At 52.9% G+C, this 17170-nt stretch carries 12 protein-coding genes; 5 read left to right on the top strand and 7 right to left on the bottom strand.

Annotation, left to right across the window (positions count from 1 at the left end):
- Positions 1–30: 30 nt before the first annotated feature.
- From P0D43_RS12090 to P0D43_RS12065, 6 genes are all read right to left on the bottom strand, one after another.
- Positions 31–2100: a Cache 3/Cache 2 fusion domain-containing protein gene (locus P0D43_RS12090; protein ID WP_394672529.1), complete on the bottom strand. Its 2070-nt coding sequence runs from the start codon at positions 2098–2100 to the stop codon at positions 31–33.
- Positions 2101–2259: 159 nt separating this feature from the next.
- The gene (gene xth, locus P0D43_RS12085; protein WP_394673725.1) at positions 2260–3039 is read right to left on the bottom strand and encodes an exodeoxyribonuclease III; all 780 of its coding nucleotides are present in this window, start codon (positions 3037–3039) and stop codon (positions 2260–2262) included.
- Positions 3040–3047: 8 nt separating this feature from the next.
- Positions 3048–5093, bottom strand: coding sequence for a M3 family metallopeptidase (locus tag P0D43_RS12080; protein ID WP_394672528.1), 2046 nt, complete (start codon positions 5091–5093; stop codon positions 3048–3050).
- Positions 5094–5144: 51 nt separating this feature from the next.
- The gene (folD, locus tag P0D43_RS12075; protein WP_159570900.1) at positions 5145–5993 is read right to left on the bottom strand and encodes a bifunctional methylenetetrahydrofolate dehydrogenase/methenyltetrahydrofolate cyclohydrolase FolD; all 849 of its coding nucleotides are present in this window, start codon (positions 5991–5993) and stop codon (positions 5145–5147) included.
- An 83-nt stretch (positions 5994–6076) separates the two neighbouring features.
- Positions 6077–6724 carry a response regulator transcription factor gene (locus P0D43_RS12070; RefSeq protein ID WP_201301478.1) on the bottom strand — a complete coding sequence of 216 codons (648 nt, stop codon included), beginning with the start codon at positions 6722–6724 and terminating at the stop codon, positions 6077–6079.
- 5 nt (positions 6725–6729) lie between these two features.
- On the bottom strand, positions 6730–9063 hold the full coding sequence (locus P0D43_RS12065) for a PAS domain S-box protein (RefSeq protein WP_394672527.1): 2334 nt from the start codon (positions 9061–9063) through the stop codon (positions 6730–6732).
- A 231-nt stretch (positions 9064–9294) separates the two neighbouring features.
- Here P0D43_RS12065 and aceE point away from each other — a divergent pair, with 231 nt between their 5' ends.
- The 5 genes from aceE to phoU all read left to right on the top strand — a co-directional run bounded on the left by aceE (position 9295) and on the right by phoU (position 16805).
- Positions 9295–12000: a pyruvate dehydrogenase (acetyl-transferring), homodimeric type gene (aceE, locus tag P0D43_RS12060; RefSeq protein ID WP_394672526.1), complete on the top strand. Its 2706-nt coding sequence runs from the start codon at positions 9295–9297 to the stop codon at positions 11998–12000.
- 14 nt (positions 12001–12014) lie between these two features.
- A complete protein-coding gene (gene aceF / locus P0D43_RS12055; RefSeq protein WP_394672525.1) occupies positions 12015–13367 on the top strand; it encodes a dihydrolipoyllysine-residue acetyltransferase in 1353 nt (450 codons plus the stop codon).
- A 13-nt stretch (positions 13368–13380) separates the two neighbouring features.
- Entirely contained in the window at positions 13381–15165 is a 1785-nt protein-coding gene (gene lpdA / locus P0D43_RS12050; RefSeq protein ID WP_394672524.1) for a dihydrolipoyl dehydrogenase, read from the top strand.
- Positions 15166–15304: 139 nt separating this feature from the next.
- Positions 15305–15958 (top strand): ribose-5-phosphate isomerase RpiA, encoded by a 654-nt coding sequence (gene rpiA / locus P0D43_RS12045; protein ID WP_159570885.1) that lies wholly within the window; start codon positions 15305–15307, stop codon positions 15956–15958.
- 145 nt (positions 15959–16103) lie between these two features.
- A complete protein-coding gene (gene phoU, locus P0D43_RS12040; RefSeq protein ID WP_159570877.1) occupies positions 16104–16805 on the top strand; it encodes a phosphate signaling complex protein PhoU in 702 nt (233 codons plus the stop codon).
- 89 nt (positions 16806–16894) lie between these two features.
- Here phoU and P0D43_RS12035 read toward each other — a convergent pair whose 3' ends face one another.
- Complete coding sequence (locus tag P0D43_RS12035; protein WP_008249931.1) at positions 16895–17167, bottom strand: oxidative damage protection protein; 273 nt, start codon at positions 17165–17167, stop codon at positions 16895–16897.
- Between the last annotated feature and the right edge of the window lie 3 nt (positions 17168–17170).

The raw sequence follows: 17170 nt of genomic DNA, 5'->3' as shown, positions 1-17170 counted from the left end.
GGCTTTTTTGTTACACCGGGTGGTGTGAGATTACATGTTTTTAACCTGAAACTTTTTCAGAATATTGGACAGATCGGTGGCCACACCCTTCAGGCCTGAAACAGCATTGGCCGCGCGGCGTGCCATGTCCAGGTTGCCTTCGGACAACTGGGCTACCACTTCCACTTGCTGGCCAATGCTTTCCGAGGCCTGGTTTTGCTCCAGCAAGGCAGCGTGAATATTTTCAACTGAATGCGCTACCGCAGAAGAGTCTGCCGTAATTTGATTCATCGCCTGGCCTGCACGGTCCACAAGTTCCACGCCTTTTTTCACGCTTTCTACAGCCATGTCCATGTTGTTCACGGCCACGCCTGAGCTGTTTTGAATGGCTTCAATCATGCCGTGAATATCGTCGGTAGATTTGCGAGTGCGTTCAGCAAGCTTGCGCACCTCATCGGCCACAACAGAGAAACCTCGACCTTGTTCGCCGGCACGTGCGGCTTCAATGGCGGCATTCAAGGCCAGCAGGTTGGTTTGCTCTGCAATGCCCTTGATAATCAGCGCAATTTCAGAAATCTCGCGAGACTGTTCACCCAGTTGTTGAATCACACTGGCAGTTCCCTGAACGTTCTCGGAAATCTTGTGCATTTGCTGGGTGGCTGAATTGATCGCACCCAGGCCATCATCAGCCAACTGGCGAGCCTTGTTGCTCACGTCTTTGGCTTCGGTTGCAGACTCACCCACGCTGGAGATGGAAGAAGACATTTCTTCAACTGCAGCAGCCATACCCGAGGCGGCATCGCTGCCCGATGCGGCACCCTTGCTCAATTCTTCGCTGGTTTGAACCAGATCTTCAGAAGCAAACTGAACTTGATCTGTGCTGCGTTTTACCGCGCCCAGCGCCTGTTCCATGCTTTCAGCCATGCGATTCATGCTGCGAGCCAGCAGGCTGATTTCGTTTTTCGTGGACACGCTGCCATTGGTCACATCGTCGGCAGCACGTGCGGTCATATCGCCATTGCCCAACTTCAAGGCCAAGGCAGTCAGTACTTTGGTAGAAGCAGTCAAGCGGTTGGTTACCCAAAACAGGGCCAAAGCAATTATTGCAGAGGCGATCAGGCCCATCACAACCATCATCGACGACATGGCGTAAATGGTGCTAAACATTTCAGAGGTAAGCGCTGGTGCAACAATGGCTGCACCGCCCCACTGGGGAACCTTGGTGAATGCAACAAACTCTGTGCGGCTTTCACCTGATTTCGGATCGTTCCAGCTGACTTGGGTAATACCTTTGTCTTCCTTGCTCATCTTGTCGAGCAAACCCTGCAAATCAGATTCCTTGGCTGCCAATTCCTTGAATTCATCGCCTTTGAATTGCGAGTGAATCATTACTTTGCCTGCATTGGCACCTGTGGTGTACAGCACGTAAGGAATGCCAGTTTCGCCAACGCGCGTGCTTAACACGGCATTCTGAACGTCGGCAAACAGATTGGTCATGTCAAAACCAATGTACAGCACCAAATCATGTTGACCGTTGGTGCTTTTACTCGGCAGGTACTTGGACATGTATCGCTTGCCGAACAGCAGGGCTTCACCCACATAGGTTTCGCCTTTAATCACCTTGGCGTAGCTTGGGTGGCTGCGATCCAGCTTGGTACCCACGGCACGGTCGCCATTTTCTTTCTTCAAACTCGTGGAAATTCGCAGGTAGTCGTCGCCCGTGCGAACAAACACCGTGGCAATGCCACCGGTCATTTTTGTAAAGTTATCGACCACACCGTAGTTGCCGGTGATGAAAGTAGAATCCAGGGTAACCATGGGGCCGTCAATTTCAGGGGTAATTGAAATTGGCTGTTCTGGATCAACCAGTAACTCACCTTTGAACTCAACCTCAAACAATTCAGCAAGTTGCGTCACAGAGCCTTCTGACAGCTTGTAGGCAATTTCCATTGTTTGTCGCAAACCTTCAGCCTGAGTTGAAACGGCACGCTCGGTGCGCGCAGTGGCGGCATTGAAAGTGTAAGCAGCAGTAATGCCGACCAGACTCAATACAATCAAGGCCACCAAGGCGGCGCTGGTAAAGCTGATCTGTTTGGAAAGGGGCAGAGTCTTTAGGTTCATGATTCGGAGCGATTAGGAGGGTGATGAACAGCCTCGATCATCGCATCGCTTACCCCAGACTAATTGCCTAATTAGAGGGGTAAATCGCCTGCTATCAGTGTCTAAAGTACAGTTGTTGGGTTCAAGCATTCCCCCTTTTGGAAGGGGGGGGCTTGTCAATCAAATATTCAAGGTTGCAATTGCGGGGGCGTGGTCGGAAGGCTTTTCCCATTTGCGGGGGGCACGGTCAATCACGCTGGCTGTGCAATTCTCGGCAAGTGGCTTGGAAAGTAAAACATGGTCAATTCTCAAGCCTTTGTTTTTCTGAAAACCCAGCATGCGGTAATCCCACCACGAGAAGGTTTTTTCTGGTTGCTCAAACAGGCGAAAACTGTCGACCAAACCCATACCCAGAAGCGTATTGAAGCGACTGCGTTCATCGTCTGAGCACAACACTTGCCCGGCCCAAGCCTTGGGGTCGTGCACATCGCGGTCGTCGGGGGCAATGTTGTAATCGCCCACCAAGGCCAGCTTTGGATATTGAGCAAGCCAGCCTTTGCAGTCTTTCAGCAAGGCATCCAGCCAGGTTTTTTTGTACTCGAACTTGTCCGAGCCCACTTCTGAGCCATTGACCACATAGGCGCTGATAAAGCGCAATTCACCGAATGTGGCTGCAATGACCCGCTTTTGTTCATCCGGAAAGCTGGGCAAGTTCACCTGCACATCTGCAGGCTCAGGCATGGTGGCTTTTTTGTACAGAATGGCCACGCCGTTGTAGGTTTTTTGACCTGCAAATACGGCACCGTATCCAGCGGCTTGAAGCTCGGCCACTGGAAAGTTCTCGTCAGTCAGTTTCAACTCTTGAAGGCCCAGCAAGTCAACCGGGTTGCTTTCAAGCCACTGCAAGAGGTGCGGCAAACGCACCTTCAGCGAATTCACATTCCAGGTTGCAAGTTGAATGTTGGCCATTACGCCGCCTGCCTGTTGTCAACCATGCCAGTGTGGCGAAGCAGGGCGTCGATACTGGGTTCGCGACCACGGAAGGCCTTGAACGATTCTGCTGCCGAGCGGCTGCCACCCACCGACAGTATTTCCTCCAGAAACTTCTTGCCAGTTTCCGGGCTTATCACACCGTTTTCCTCGAACATGGCAAATGCATCGGCCGACAGTACTTCAGCCCACTTGTAGCTGTAGTAACCCGCGGCATAGCCACCCGCAAAAATATGACCGAACGAATTGGGGAATCGGTTGTAGGCTGGGGGAATCAACACTGCCACCTCGCTGCGTACTTGGGCCAGCAGGTCCAGAATATTCGTTCCGCTGTGCGGGTCGAAATCGGTGTGCACCAGCATGTCGAACAAGGAAAACTCGATTTGGCGCAGGGTTTGCAAACCACTCTGGAAATTCTTGGCGGCCACCATTTTGTCGAACAAGGCTTGGGGCATTGGCTCGCCAGTGGTCTCGTGTGCAGTCAGTGATTCAACCACACTCCATTCCCAGGCAAAGTTTTCCATGAATTGCGATGGCAGCTCCACTGCATCCCATTCCACGCCATTGATGCCGGCCACATCCAGTTCGTCTACACGGGTCAGCATGTGGTGAATGCCATGCCCGAATTCATGAAACAGGGTTTGAACGTCGTCGTGCGAAAGTTGTGCCGGCTTGCCCGCTGCCGGTTTTGTGTAGTTGCAGGTGAGGTAAGCCACAGGTGTTTGCACACCTTGGTCTGTGCGTTTGCGGCCACGGGCATCGTCCATCCAGGCACCTGAGCGCTTGCTGGCACGCGCATACGGATCCAGGTAAAAGTGCGCAATCGCTTTGCCTTCTTTCTGAACTTCAAAGAAGCGTACATCGGGGTGCCAGGTGTCCGCCTGGGCTTTCACAATTTGCACGCTGAACAGCTTCTCGGTCAGCTTGAACAGACCATCCAGCACGCGGTCTTCCTGAAAGTATTGGCGCACTTCGAGATCACTGAAGGCGTATTTCTTTTCTTTCAGTTTTTCGGATGCATAGCTCATGTCCCAGCTTTGCAATTCATCCATGCCCAGCTCGGCTTTCGCAAATGCCTTGATTTCTTCAAGGTCACGCAAGGCAAATGGTTTGGCCTTCAGGGCCAATTCGCGCAGGAAGTTTACAACCTCACCGGGTGTGTTGGCCATTTTTGGAACCAGGCTCAATTCACCGAAATTCTTGTAACCCAACATTTGGGCTTCTTCAAGGCGCAGCTGGAGCAGCTCGCGGATCAGTGCCGTGTTGTCGAGCTCCGCAGGGCCGAATTCAGAGGCGCGCTTTGCATAAGCCTCATAAAGGGTTTCGCGCAACTCGCGTTTGTCTGCGTACTGCAACACAGGAAAATAGGAGGGGAATTGAAGGGTGAATTTGTAGCCTTCCTTGCCCTCAGATTTCGCCAACTCTTCGGCGGCCTGAACTGCGTAATCGGGAATGCCAGCCAACTCGGCTTTGTCGGTCACGATCAGTTCAAAGGCATTGGTCGCGTCCAGCACGTTTTCAGAAAACTTGGCCGTAATGGCCGCCTGGCGGTCTTGAATTTCGGCGTAGCGCGGCTTTTGATCAGCCGGCAGTTCGGCACCGCCAAGCTTGAAGCCGCGAATGGAATTGGCCAGTACTTTCAGTCGCGCCGGTGTGAACAGCTTGGCTGCATCACTTTGTTCAATGGCTTTGTATATGGCATACAGGCGTTCGTCCTGCCCAACCATGGTCCAGAATTCGGTGGTTTTTGGCAAACAGGCATTGTAGGCGGCGCGCAGTTCGTCGGTGTCGGCCACCGAATGCAGATGACCCACCACACCCCAAGCGCGGCTGAGCTGTTCACAGACCACATCCAGTGGCATAAGGGTGTCTTCCCAAGTGGCTTGTTCTGGTGCGGTGCTGGCGGTTGTTTCCAGTTGTTTTTTTGCAGCCGCAAGCAGCGTGTCAATTGCTGGTTCCACGTGCTCGGTTTTGATATCCGAAAAACGAGGTAATCCGGAAAAGTCGAGTAGGGGGTTGCTCATGTTCGCGTTCATAGGTCTTGGGTCCTGCTAAAAAATGCTTAAAGGTTGCGCTTATATGCTGCGTTCAACCGCTTCAATTGTGTTTTGCAACAGCATGGTGATGGTCATGGGGCCAACGCCGCCAGGCACTGGCGTAATCCAGCCGGCCACTTCCTTGGCTGATTCAAAATCCACATCGCCGCACAATTTTCCGTCTGGCAGGCGATTAATACCCACATCGATCACCACTGCGCCGGGTTTGATCATGTCGCCAGTAATCATATTGGGGCGCCCCACCGCAACGACAAGTATGTCAGCGCGCTGGCAATGCGCTTTCAGGTCTTTGGTTTTGCTGTTGCACAAGGTGACCGTTGCACCTTGTTGCAGCAGCAACATGGCTTGGGGCTTGCCCACAATGTTGCTCGCGCCAATGACGACTGCTTCTGCGCCACGCAATTCAATGCCAGTCAATTCCAGCATTTTCATCACGCCGTAGGGCGTACACGGGCGAAACAGGGGTTTGCCTGTCATCAGCAAGCCCGCATTGCTGATGTGAAAGCCATCCACATCTTTTTCGGCGTTGATGGACTCAATCACCAAATGCGAATCCAGGTGCTTGGGCAAAGGCAGTTGCACCAGAATGCCGTGGATGCTGGGGTCGGCATTCAGTTGTTCAACCAAGCCCACCAGCGCGTCCTGGCTGGTGTTTTCTGGCATGCGGTGCATGACCGATTTAAAGCCCGCTTTCTCGCACGCAGATACCTTGTTGCGCACATAAACCTGCGAGGCTGGGTCTTCACCCACAAGTACCACGGCCAAGCCCGGCTGGTGGCCCAGCGCGGTGAGCTCGGCAGCGCGCTTTGCAATGGTTTCACGAATTGAGGCAGCCAGTTCAGTGCCGCTGATAAGTTGTGCAGACATGGTTGAATGAGTTCTTAAATTTGAAATGGTTCAATTGAACAAGGCCCACCTTCAGGTTGGCAGTGGGCCTTGTTGAGAGATCGTCAGGACTGTGCCAATTCCGGTGATTTACGCAAGGCAATTTTCAACAAGTCGGCCACAGTGGTTACTTGCAGCTTGTCCATAATATTGGCGCGGTGGGCCTCTACTGTTTTAATGCTGATATTCAGGTCGTCGGCTATTTGTTTGTTCAAACGGCCAGAAACAATGCGCTCAAGCACCTGCAACTCACGCGTTGTCAGCTTGGAATACAGTTTGTTGATTTGTTCATCAAGTTTGGCAGTTTGTGCAAGTTCATGGGCAAGGCGCATGTGCTGGTGAATCAGGTCTTTGATTTTGCCTTCATCAAAGGGTTTTTCCAGAAAATCAACCGCACCGTTTTTCATGGTTTCAACGGCCAGGGTGACATCGCCATGGCCGGTGATGAACACGATCGGAATGGGTATGCCGCGTTCATTCAGTGTTTTTTGAACTTCCAGGCCAGAAAGCTTGGGCATGCGTATGTCCAGCAGCAACACACAGGGCTGTGGCCATGCCAGTTGTTCCAGAAACAACTCAGGATCTTCATAGGTTTTTACCTGATATCCCTCGGTTTCAATCAACCATTGAAGCGAGTCTCGCACCGCCTCGTCATCGTCCACGATGAACACGGTTTCTTGTATTTCGGTGGGGCGTGGCTGGGTGTGGAGCATTGGCTTTATTCCATAACAGGTGGGTTGATGTGCGCAAGCACCGAGTCTTCGGCCAAGGGCAAGGTGAACTTGAACACGCTGCCTTGGCCTTGCGCGGGTTCTACCCACAATTGGCCTTGATGATACTCAATAATAGTACGACAGATGTTCAGCCCCATGCCCATTCCATCGGATTTGGTGGTGAAAAAGGACTCAAACAGCCGTTGACGAATTTCTTCGGGCACTCCAACACCGTGATCCCGAACTTCAATCAGGGTAAACTGAGCCGATTGGCCCACCTGGATTTCAATCAGCTTTTGCTCCGATGGCAAATGCCCCATGGCCTCAAGTCCGTTCTTGATCAAGTTCATGAGTACTTGCTCGATCAGTACGGGGTCTGCTACTACAGACATCAATGCGTCCGGCAGGTGCATTTCGATTCTTGCAGACTGGTGTTTCGCCTCCAGTCGCGAGAAGCTGATCGCATCCTCAATAATTTTTCCGATCGGGCAGGGGCCACGCTTGGGTTCCTGTTGCTTCACAAACTCGCGAATGCGGCGAATGACAGCTCCGGCGCGCTGGGCCTGAACATTGACCTTTTCCAGCACAGGAAGCAGTTCCTCAGGACTTACCTTGCCTGCTTTAAGGCGTGTGACGCTGCCCATGTTGTAGTTGGAAATGGCCGCCAGCGGCTGGTTAATCTCGTGGGCCAGGGAGGAGGCAAGTTCACCCAGCGTGATTAATCGGGAGGTGAACTGCAGTTTTTCCTGTTGCTGACGTGACATGTCCTCGGCTTCCTTGCGCGAAGATATGTCGGTGGCCACCTGCATCACCACCGTTGCGCCGTCTACCCAGGAAATGGATCGTCTTCGAACCTCGTACCAACGCTGTGAAACGGGATTAAGCCACTCAAAAGGCTCATACAGGTTCACACGGTTTCGGCGATTCTTCGACATGCGTGGCGGCGTCGCTTTACCAAACCATTCGCGATGCAGCCGATTCACGAAAATATATTCGTCAAGCCCGGCCTCGGGGCCTTGCACGCAAACAGCGGCATCCAGCTCTTCGAGAATGCGAACAAACCGGCGGTGGGCTGCAGCCAGCTCATCGCGTACCCTGCGGGGTTCGGTGATGTCTGTCATTGAGGTCATCCAGCCACTTTGCTGGCCATCGCTATCGACCAGTGGCGAAACGTACATGCGCGCATCGAACACGCTGCCGTCGCGCCTGCGAACTTGCACTTCGATGCCCTTCTGCGGCGCGTTACCCGACAAAATCAAGTCCAGATTGGTTTGCTGTTCCTCGTAAGACCGGTCTGGCCAATAAGGAAACGGCGGCGTCATGCCCACCAGTTCCGATTCCTTGTAGCCTGTCATCTTGCAAAAAGCAGGGTTGACATAGGTAATCCGCCCTTGCATGTCGATGGCTCGCATCCCGGTGACCACTGAGTCCTCCATCGCACGTCGAAACTTGGTCTCAGCCAACAATCGCTTCTCGGCCTGACTGCGAAGTTTCGCATGGCGAAACAGCAAGATAAAACTCCAAACAATCACCAATGAAAGTCCAAACACGGCCCACGCCAGCATATTGGAGAACAGCTCGGTGTTGGTTTTGTAAAGCACTGCGCGCAGTTTCAGGCCGTGCCCCGGTGGGTCTAGCGGTACCTCGTGGCTTAGTTTGGCATTGTCGATCGACCGGCTGACATTGGACGCCACCGGGTTGCCCCCTCCGTCCACAATGCTGACCAGATAGAGTTGAACAAAAGACTCCGGCACTGCATCGTTGAGCAAAGAGGCAAGGGGAATGGTCGCGGCAACTGTGCCAATGAAATCGCCCTTGTTGAAGATCGGGCTGTGAACTTCAATAAAAACCTTGCCGGATGGGTCCAGGAAAGGTCTTGAAAACACGGGCAGGCGAGTTTCCCTGGCGGTGTTGAATGCCCAGTAGCTCTCGGCATCTTCGATGGTCTGGAATAGGGGATGCAGCACTTCCGAGGATCGCGAACCAGGCAGGGCCAAATTGGTGACCCGTCTTTCCTCATCAATAATCAGCACGCTGCTGACTTCCTGAAACTCATTTAACAGGGCTTGAGCGGAAAAGCGAAACCCCTCAACATCACTGCTATTTTGTTCAAAGCCACGGGCGATCTGGTTCAGGCGTTCTTGCGAGGCCAGCAAGCGGGTACGAATGGTTTGGCGTGCAAGTTCGACATCGCGGATCACCCGCAATTGGGTTTGATTTTGATCCTCGGAATGCAGGGTGTAGAAAAACGCCCCCATGGCGAGCAAAAACAGAATGATGCCCACCAGCGGGGTGGCCCAAACCAATGGGCTTGTACGGGGTTGATCGCTGAGGCGCACGGTCGAATCGGTCTCGAAATCCTGAAGATGACTGAAGTGTACAAAACAAGCGGGCAGGTGGGTTGACTGGATTCAAGGGGATTCGGGAAAATCCTTATAAATTCCACGATATGAAAACACAAATCATAATTTGAAACTTTATGAATTAGGTGTGATACTCTAATATCAACAGGAAATACAGCCAAAAGCTCGTACTTCTGCAAAAGAACCCAGAGACCCAAGGAGGAAGCAATGTCAGCGCAACTCGATTTCCCCGGATCGGACGATCCCGATTTCCAAGAAACCCAAGAATGGCTAGATGCCCTGGAGGCCGTGCTTGAACGCGAAGGCCCGGAGCGCGCGCATTACTTGCTCGAACAACTCATTGCCAAAGCCCGTTTAAGCGGTGCCTTTATCCCGTTTTCGGCGAACACCGAGTACGTGAACACCATCCCCGTGCACCTTGAAACCCGTTGCCCCGGCAACATGGAATATGAAGAGCGCCTGCGCAGCTGGATGCGCTGGAACGCCATGGCCATGGTGGTGCGTGCCAACAAAAAAAGCCCGCCCGATGGCGGAGACCTGGGTGGTCACATTGCATCGTTTGCATCCCTGGCTACCATGTTGGGCGTGGGTTTTAACCACTTTTGGCATGCTGAAGATGAAAACCACGGCGGCGACTTGTTGTACCTTCAAGGCCATGTTTCTCCCGGTATTTATGCCCGCGCCTTTCTCGAGGGTCGCCTAACCGAGGATCAACTGGACAACTTCCGTCAGGAAGTGGATGGCAAAGGTCTTTCAAGCTACCCCCACCCCAAGCTGATGCCTGAATTCTGGCAGTTCCCCACCGTGTCAATGGGTCTTGGCCCGTTGATGGGTATTTACCAAGCCCGTTTCCTGAAGTACCTGCACGCCCGCGGTATTTGCGATACATCCAAGCGCAAAGTGTGGGTGTTCTGCGGTGACGGTGAAATGGACGAACCCGAATCATTGGGCGCCATCGGCATGGCCGCGCGCGAGAAGCTCGACAATCTGGTGTTTGTGGTGAACTGTAACTTGCAGCGCCTCGATGGCCCTGTGCGTGGTAACGGTAAAATTATTCAGGAACTGGAAGGCGAGTTCCGTGGTTCAGGCTGGAATGTACTCAAAGTAATTTGGGGCGGTTACTGGGATGAACTGCTGGCCCGCGACAAAGACGGGCTGATGCGCAAAGTCATGCTGGAAATGGTCGATGGCGAATACCAAAACTGCAAGGCCAACGACGGCGCTTATGTGCGTAAAAACTTCTTTGGCAAGCACCCCAAATTGCTGGAAATGGTTGCCCGCATGACCGATGAAGACATTTGGCGCTTGAACCGTGGCGGCCACGACCCGCACAAGGTACATGCTGCATACGATGCGGCCATGAAACACGAAGGTCAGCCCACAGTGATTCTTGCAAAAACCGTGAAAGGTTTTGGCATGGGCAAAGTGGGCCAGGGCAAGAACACCACCCACCAGCAAAAGAAGCTTGATATTCAATCCATCAAGGAATTTCGCGACCGTTTCAACATTCCGGTTTCCGACGACATCATCGACGAAGTGCCTTTCTTCAAACCGGCCGACGATGCGCCAGAGATCAAGTACCTGCATGAACGTCGCCAAGCTTTGGGCGGTTATTTGCCCAAGCGTCGCCGCGAGGCCGACGAAAAGCTGAAAGTACCTGGCCTGGATGCATTTGAATCGGTGCTGGAGCCCACCAAGGAAGGCCGTGAAATTTCCACCACACAGGCTTTTGTTCGCGTACTTACTGCATTGGTTCGCGACAAAGAACTGGGTCAGCGCATTGTGCCGATTGTGCCCGATGAAGCCCGCACCTTCGGCATGGAAGGCATGTTCCGTCAGTTGGGTATTTACTCCTCACAGGGGCAGTTGTACGAACCAGTGGATCGTGACCAGGTGATGTACTACCGCGAAGACAAGGCCGGCCAAATTCTGGAAGAGGGCATCAACGAAGCTGGCGCATTCAGTTCCTGGATCGCGGCGGCCACGTCGTACTCCACCAACAACCGCGTCATGATTCCTTTCTACATTTATTACTCCATGTTCGGTTTCCAGCGTGTGGGCGATCTGGCCTGGGCCGCAGGCGATATGCAAGCGCGTGGCTTCCTGTTGGGCGGCACTGCTGGCCGCACCACATTGAATGGTGAAGGTTTGCAGCACGAAGATGGTCACAGCCATATTTTGTCTTCGACCATTCCCAACTGCGTTAGCTACGATCCCACATTTGCGCACGAACTGGCGGTGGTCATTCAACATGGCTTGAAGCGCATGGTTGAAGATCAGGAAAACGTGTTTTATTACCTCACCGTGATGAACGAGAACTACGCGCAACCTGGTCTGAAAAAGGGCACCGAAGAGGGCATTCTGAAAGGCATGTACGTGTGCCGCGAATCTGCCTTGAAGAAAGCGGGTAAGAAACGCGTTCAGTTGTTGGGTTCGGGCACCATTTTGCGTGAATCACTGGAAGCTGCCGAGTTGCTTGAGAAAGACTGGGGTGTTGCTGCCGATGTGTGGTCAGTAACAAGTTTCACTGAACTGCGCCGTGAAGGCCTGGATGTTGAACGTGAAAACATGCTGCACCCTGAGAAAAAATCCAAGCCTAGCTATGTCGAAAAAACGCTGGCAAAAACCGAAGGTCCAATTGTGGCTTCAACCGACTACATGAAGTTGTTTGCGGATCAAATTCGGCCATTCATGCCCAAAGGTCGTGAATACAAAGTATTGGGCACCGATGGTTTTGGTCGTTCCGATTTCCGCTCCAAGTTGCGTGAGCATTTTGAGGTGAACCGTCATTTCGTAACCGTTGCAGCATTGAAGGCCCTGGCCGATCAAGGTGAAATTCCCTTGAGCACCGTGGGTGATGCAATCAAGAAATACGGCATCAACCCCAACAAGCCCAACCCAGCCTACGCATAAAAAGGACGACTGAAATGACAATCGAAATCAAAGTACCCGACATCGGCGATTTTGACGGGGTGGAAATCATTGAGGTGCTGGTGAAAGCCGGTGACACCGTTTCGGCGGAGCAATCCATCATCACGGTGGAATCTGACAAAGCCAGCATGGAAATTCCCTGCCCGCAAGCCGGCGTAGTAAAAGAACTGAAAGTGAAAATCGGCGACAAGGTTAAAGAAGGAACCTTGATGCTGATTCTGGAGCCTGCTGAAGGGGGTGCTGCTGCAGCGCCTAAATCTGAAGCGGCCCCAAAGGCAGAAGCACCGAAAGCCGAGGCAGCCAAAACGGAAGCTCCGAAGCCTGCAGCACCAGCCGCAGCGCCTGCGCCTGTTGCAAGCGCTGCGCCAGCGCCTGCTGCTCCAGTTAGTGCTGAGCCGCACAATCCAACAGCTGCACCGGTGAACGCACCGCACGCAAGCCCTTCAGTGCGCAAGTTTGCACGTGAACTGGGTGTGAATTTGACCACCGTGCAAGGCACTGGCCCCAAGGGTCGCATTACACCCGACGATGTTCGCAATTTTGTGAAAGCAGCCGTTGCGGGAGTGGGGTCTTCTTCGACCGGTGCAGCCAAGGGCGGCAGTGGTGTCGGCCTTGATTTGTTGCCTTGGCCAAAAGTGGATTTCACCAAGTTTGGTGAAATTGAAGAACAAGAACTTTCTCGCATCAAGAAGCTGTCGGGCCCGAACTTGCATCGCAACTGGGTCATGATTCCCCACGTTACCCAGTTCGACGAAGCTGACATTACTGATCTGGAGCAATTCCGCAAAGACACCAATGCAGCTTTGGCCAAACAGGGCGTGAAGCTGACCATGCTGGCCTTCGTCATGAAAGCTTGCGTGGCCGTGCTGAAAAAGTACCCCGCTTTCAATGCCTCGCTAACCGAAGCTGGCGACAAGCTGATTGTGAAAAAGTATTGGAACATTGGTTTTGCAGCTGACACGCCCAATGGTTTGGTGGTGCCTGTGATCAAAGGCGTTGACCAAAAAGGCTTTGCGCAAATTGCCAATGAATTGGGCGAGCTTTCCGCCCAGGCACGCGATGGCAAGCTGAAAGGTGCCGACATGCAAGGCGCCACATTCACGGTGTCATCGCTTGGCGGTGTGGGTGGAACCCTGTTCACCCCCATTATTAACGCACCAGAAGTTGCAATTCTCGGCTTGTCCAAATCGGCCATGAAACCGGTTTGGAACGGCAAGGAGTTCGAACCACGCCTGATGTTGCCTTTGAGTTTGAGTTACGACCACCGTGTCATCGACGGTGCCATGGCTGCCCGATTTACCACTGAGCTTGCTGGCGTGTTGGCCGACATGCGCAAAGTGCTGTTGTAAGGGGGATGAACACATGAAACTGATCGTTCCTGATATTGGTGATTTTGATTCCGTAGAAATTATTGAAGTGTTGGTGAAAGAAGGCGACAAAGTGAGCAAGGAGCAATCCTTGATCACGGTGGAGTCCGACAAAGCCAGCATGGAAATTCCGGCATCGGATGATGGCGTGGTGACCAAGCTGCTCGTGAAAGTGGGCGACAAAGTATCCAAGGGCAGCGAGATTTGCGAAATCAGTGGTGGTGGTGCTTCTGCTGCCGCCCCGGCTTCTGCCCCTGCCGCCGAGTCCAAGCCAGCAGCACCTGCGGCGGAGTCCAAACCGGCTGCGCCTGTGGCCGCTGCACCCGTGGCATCTGCTGGCCCCGCCAGCAGCTACAGTGGTCAAGTGGACCACACGTGCGATGTGTTGGTGTTGGGCGCAGGCCCAGGTGGATATTCCGCGGCGTTCCGCAGTGCCGACCTTGGCATGAACACAATTCTGGTTGAACGCTACAGCACCTTGGGTGGTGTGTGTTTGAACGTGGGTTGCATTCCTTCCAAAGCACTGTTGCACACTGCACAGGTGCTGGAAGAAGCGCAGCACATGGGCGAGCATGGCATTGCATTTGCCAAACCGAAAATCGACCTCGACAAACTGCGCGCGCACAAAGCAGGCGTGGTGGGCAAGCTGACCGGTGGTTTGGCTGGCATGGCCAAGGGCCGCAAGGTAAAAACCCTGCAAGGTGTGGGCAGCTTTTTGAGCGCCAATCACCTGGAAGTGGTGGCGGCCGATGGCGGCAAACAAGTGGTGCAATTTGGCAAGGCAATTGTTGCTGCTGGTTCGCAACCTGTGCATTTGCCATTTATTCCTGAAGATCCGCGAATTGTCGATTCCACCGGTGCCCTTGAACTGCCGTTTGTTCCCAAACGCATGTTGATTATTGGCGGGGGCATCATCGGCCTTGAAATGGCCACTGTGTATTCCGCGCTGGGCGCACGCCTTGATGTGGTCGAAATGCTCGATGGCCTGATGCAAGGTGCTGACCGTGATTTGGTCAAGGTTTGGCAGAAGCGCAATACACCGCGTTTTGACAACATCATGATGAAAACCAAAACCGTGGGGGTTGAGGCCACCAAGAAAGGCATTTTGATAACTTTCGAAGGTGAGCAAGCCCCGAAAGAACCCCAGCTTTATGACATGGTGCTGGTGTCGGTGGGCCGTACGCCCAACGGTAAAAAAATTGGTGCTGACAAAGCAGGTATTTCTGTCACTGACCGTGGCTTTATCCCGGTGGACAAGCAAATGCGCACCAACGTGCCGAATATTTTCGCCATCGGCGATGTTGTGGGGCAACCCATGTTGGCGCACAAGGCTGTGCATGAAGCCCATGTGGCCGCTGAAGCCGCTGCGGATGAAAAAGCCTATTTCGATGCTCGGGTTATTCCAAGCGTGGCCTATACCCACCCCGAGGTGGCCTGGGTCGGTCTGACTGAAGACCAGGCCAAAGACCAAGGCATTAAAGTGGGCAAAGCGGTATTCCCGTGGGCGGCGTCCGGTCGTGCCATTGCCAACAACGCCGACGACGGCTTCACCAAACTTCTGTTTGATGAGGAAACCAAGCGTGTGGTGGGCGGCGGTATTGTCGGCATGAATGCCGGCGACTTGATCGGTGAAGTATGCCTGGCCGTAGAAATGGGCGCAGACGCTGTCGACATTGGCAAAACCATTCACCCCCACCCAACCCTGTGTGAAAGTGTGGGCATGGCTGCTGAGGTTTACAAAGGTGTGTGTACCGATTTACCAGCCCAGAAAAAGAAGTAAACACAGACCTCTTGGTCGTAAACTCAGGAAAAACCAACTGCATGCAGTTGGTTTTTTCTTTTCCGCTTCACTTCTGCCTTTAAAATACGGTTTACCCGTCAGCACACTCAATATCAATCAGGAATATCAAACACCCATCATGGATGCTCTAACACTGAAGAAAATGGTGGCCAAGGCCGCGCTTGAATATGTCCAGCCGGGCACCGTACTCGGTGTGGGCACTGGGTCGACTGTGGATTGCTTCATTGATGCCTTGGCCGAGTCAGGCATTCAACTCAAGGGTGCAGTGTCATCTTCCGTGCGTTCCGAGAAAAAGCTGCGTGAAATTGGCGTGCCGATCGTCGACATGAACGATGTAGAAAGTCTGTCGATTTACGTGGACGGCGCTGATGAAGTGGATCCAGCGAATTGCCTGATCAAGGGTGGTGGCGGTGCCAACACCCGCGAGAAAATTGTGGCCGATATTTCTGAAAAATTTGTTTGTATCGCAGACCAATCGAAGCTGGTGCAAGTGCTGGGGGCTTTCCCTTTGCCAGTTGAGGTTTTGCCCATGGCGCGCAATGCGATTGCTCGAAAGCTCGAAGCCTTGGGTGGTCAGGTGAAATTGCGCGAAGGTTTTACCACCGACAACGGCAACATCATTCTGGATGTGAGTGGCTTGAAAATCACCGATCCGGTTGCCATGGAAAAAGAGATTAATCATTGGCCGGGCGTGGTAACCAACGGGCTTTTTGCGATTCGAAAGGCCGATGTGGTGCTAATAGCGACAGCAGAGGGCATAAAAACCCTTTAATCCCACATGCAGACAGGATGAAGGCCTGAATAATTGTGTAGAACATGGCAGAATAAAGTGACGATGTGGCTCGGTTTGACAAATTCCTGTCATGTGCTTGTGCCACATTGCATCGTTACAACAATTATCCGGTTAAGGAAGACAAATGACTGAACACACCTCCAAACAGTACGACGCCGAACTGGAGTCGCTGCGCACTCGCGTTCTACAGATGGGCGGCCTGGTGGAGAATCAGATCGTGTCAGCAATCGAGGGTCTGGGTGCGGCCGATACCAACATTTTCAAGGAAGTGATTCGTCGCGAGAAAGAGGTCAACGACATCGAACTTGAAATTGATGAATTGTGTAACCATATTCTTGCGCGTCGCCAACCAGCAGCCGTCGATTTGCGTTCCGTGATTGTGGCCATCAAAATGATTCGCGACCTTGAACGCATTGGCGATGAAGCCGAAAAAGTGGCTCGCATGGGCATGATGATTGCCGATGCTGGTAAGCACTTTGTACCCAAAGTCGATTTGCACCGCATTGCCAGCAACGCCATTGCCATGTTGCGAAAGGTGTTGGATTCATACGCTCGGGTGAATGCGGTTTCCGCGGCTGAAGTGGTGAAGGCGGATATCGAGGTGGACGACGAATTCAAGGCGATTTTGCGCCAGTTGATCACCTTTATGATGGAAGACCCACGCACTATTTCTCGTTCTATTGAAATTTTGTTTATTGCAAAAGCAATTGAACGAATTGGCGACCATTCCAAAAATATGTCTGAACACGTGGTTTACATGGTCAAAGGGCGTGACGTTCGCCACCAAGGTCCAGAGGCAGTTGCCCAAGAAGCCTCGGGGAACTGATCAACCACTGTTTGTGCCTGAGTAAAACTAGAAAGCCCGCTTCATTACTGTGTAGCGGGCTTTTTTTTAGCTAAATTTGCTTCGATCAATCAGTTGCTGGGTGGTACATAACCCGCTGCCTGTTCGGCACCATCGCCAAAGAAATGCTTTTCCATTTGCTCCATCAGGTACTTGCGGGCGCGTGCATCAGCCAGGCTCAGGCGGTTTTCGTTGACCAGCATGGTTTGGTGCTTTAACCAGTCTTGCCAGGCTTGTTTGGACACGTTTTCAAAAATTTTCTTGCCCAATTCACCGGGTGCGGGGGGGAAGTCCAGCCCTTCGGCCTCTTTACCCAATTTAATGCAGTTCACTGTGCGTGCCATTTC

The organism is Limnobacter sp., assembly GCF_043511195.1.
Lineage (GTDB): Bacteria > Pseudomonadota > Gammaproteobacteria > Burkholderiales > Burkholderiaceae_B > Limnobacter.
The sequence above is the reverse complement of the archived record's forward strand: the minus strand, read 5'-3'. Positions and strand labels throughout refer to the sequence as shown.

Coding starts and splice junctions, on each gene's coding strand:
- P0D43_RS12090 (WP_394672529.1), bottom strand. CDS start 2,100: ATGAACCTAAAGACTCTGCCCCTTTCCAAACAGATCAGCTTTACCAGC.
- P0D43_RS12080 (WP_394672528.1), bottom strand. CDS start 5,093: ATGAGCAACCCCCTACTCGACTTTTCCGGATTACCTCGTTTTTCGGAT.
- folD (WP_159570900.1), bottom strand. CDS start 5,993: ATGTCTGCACAACTTATCAGCGGCACTGAACTGGCTGCCTCAATTCGT.
- P0D43_RS12070 (WP_201301478.1), bottom strand. CDS start 6,724: ATGCTCCACACCCAGCCACGCCCCACCGAAATACAAGAAACCGTGTTC.
- aceE (WP_394672526.1), top strand. CDS start 9,295: ATGTCAGCGCAACTCGATTTCCCCGGATCGGACGATCCCGATTTCCAA.
- aceF (WP_394672525.1), top strand. CDS start 12,015: ATGACAATCGAAATCAAAGTACCCGACATCGGCGATTTTGACGGGGTG.
- lpdA (WP_394672524.1), top strand. CDS start 13,381: ATGAAACTGATCGTTCCTGATATTGGTGATTTTGATTCCGTAGAAATT.
- rpiA (WP_159570885.1), top strand. CDS start 15,305: ATGGATGCTCTAACACTGAAGAAAATGGTGGCCAAGGCCGCGCTTGAA.
- phoU (WP_159570877.1), top strand. CDS start 16,104: ATGACTGAACACACCTCCAAACAGTACGACGCCGAACTGGAGTCGCTG.
- P0D43_RS12035 (WP_008249931.1), bottom strand. CDS start 17,167: ATGGCACGCACAGTGAACTGCATTAAATTGGGTAAAGAGGCCGAAGGG.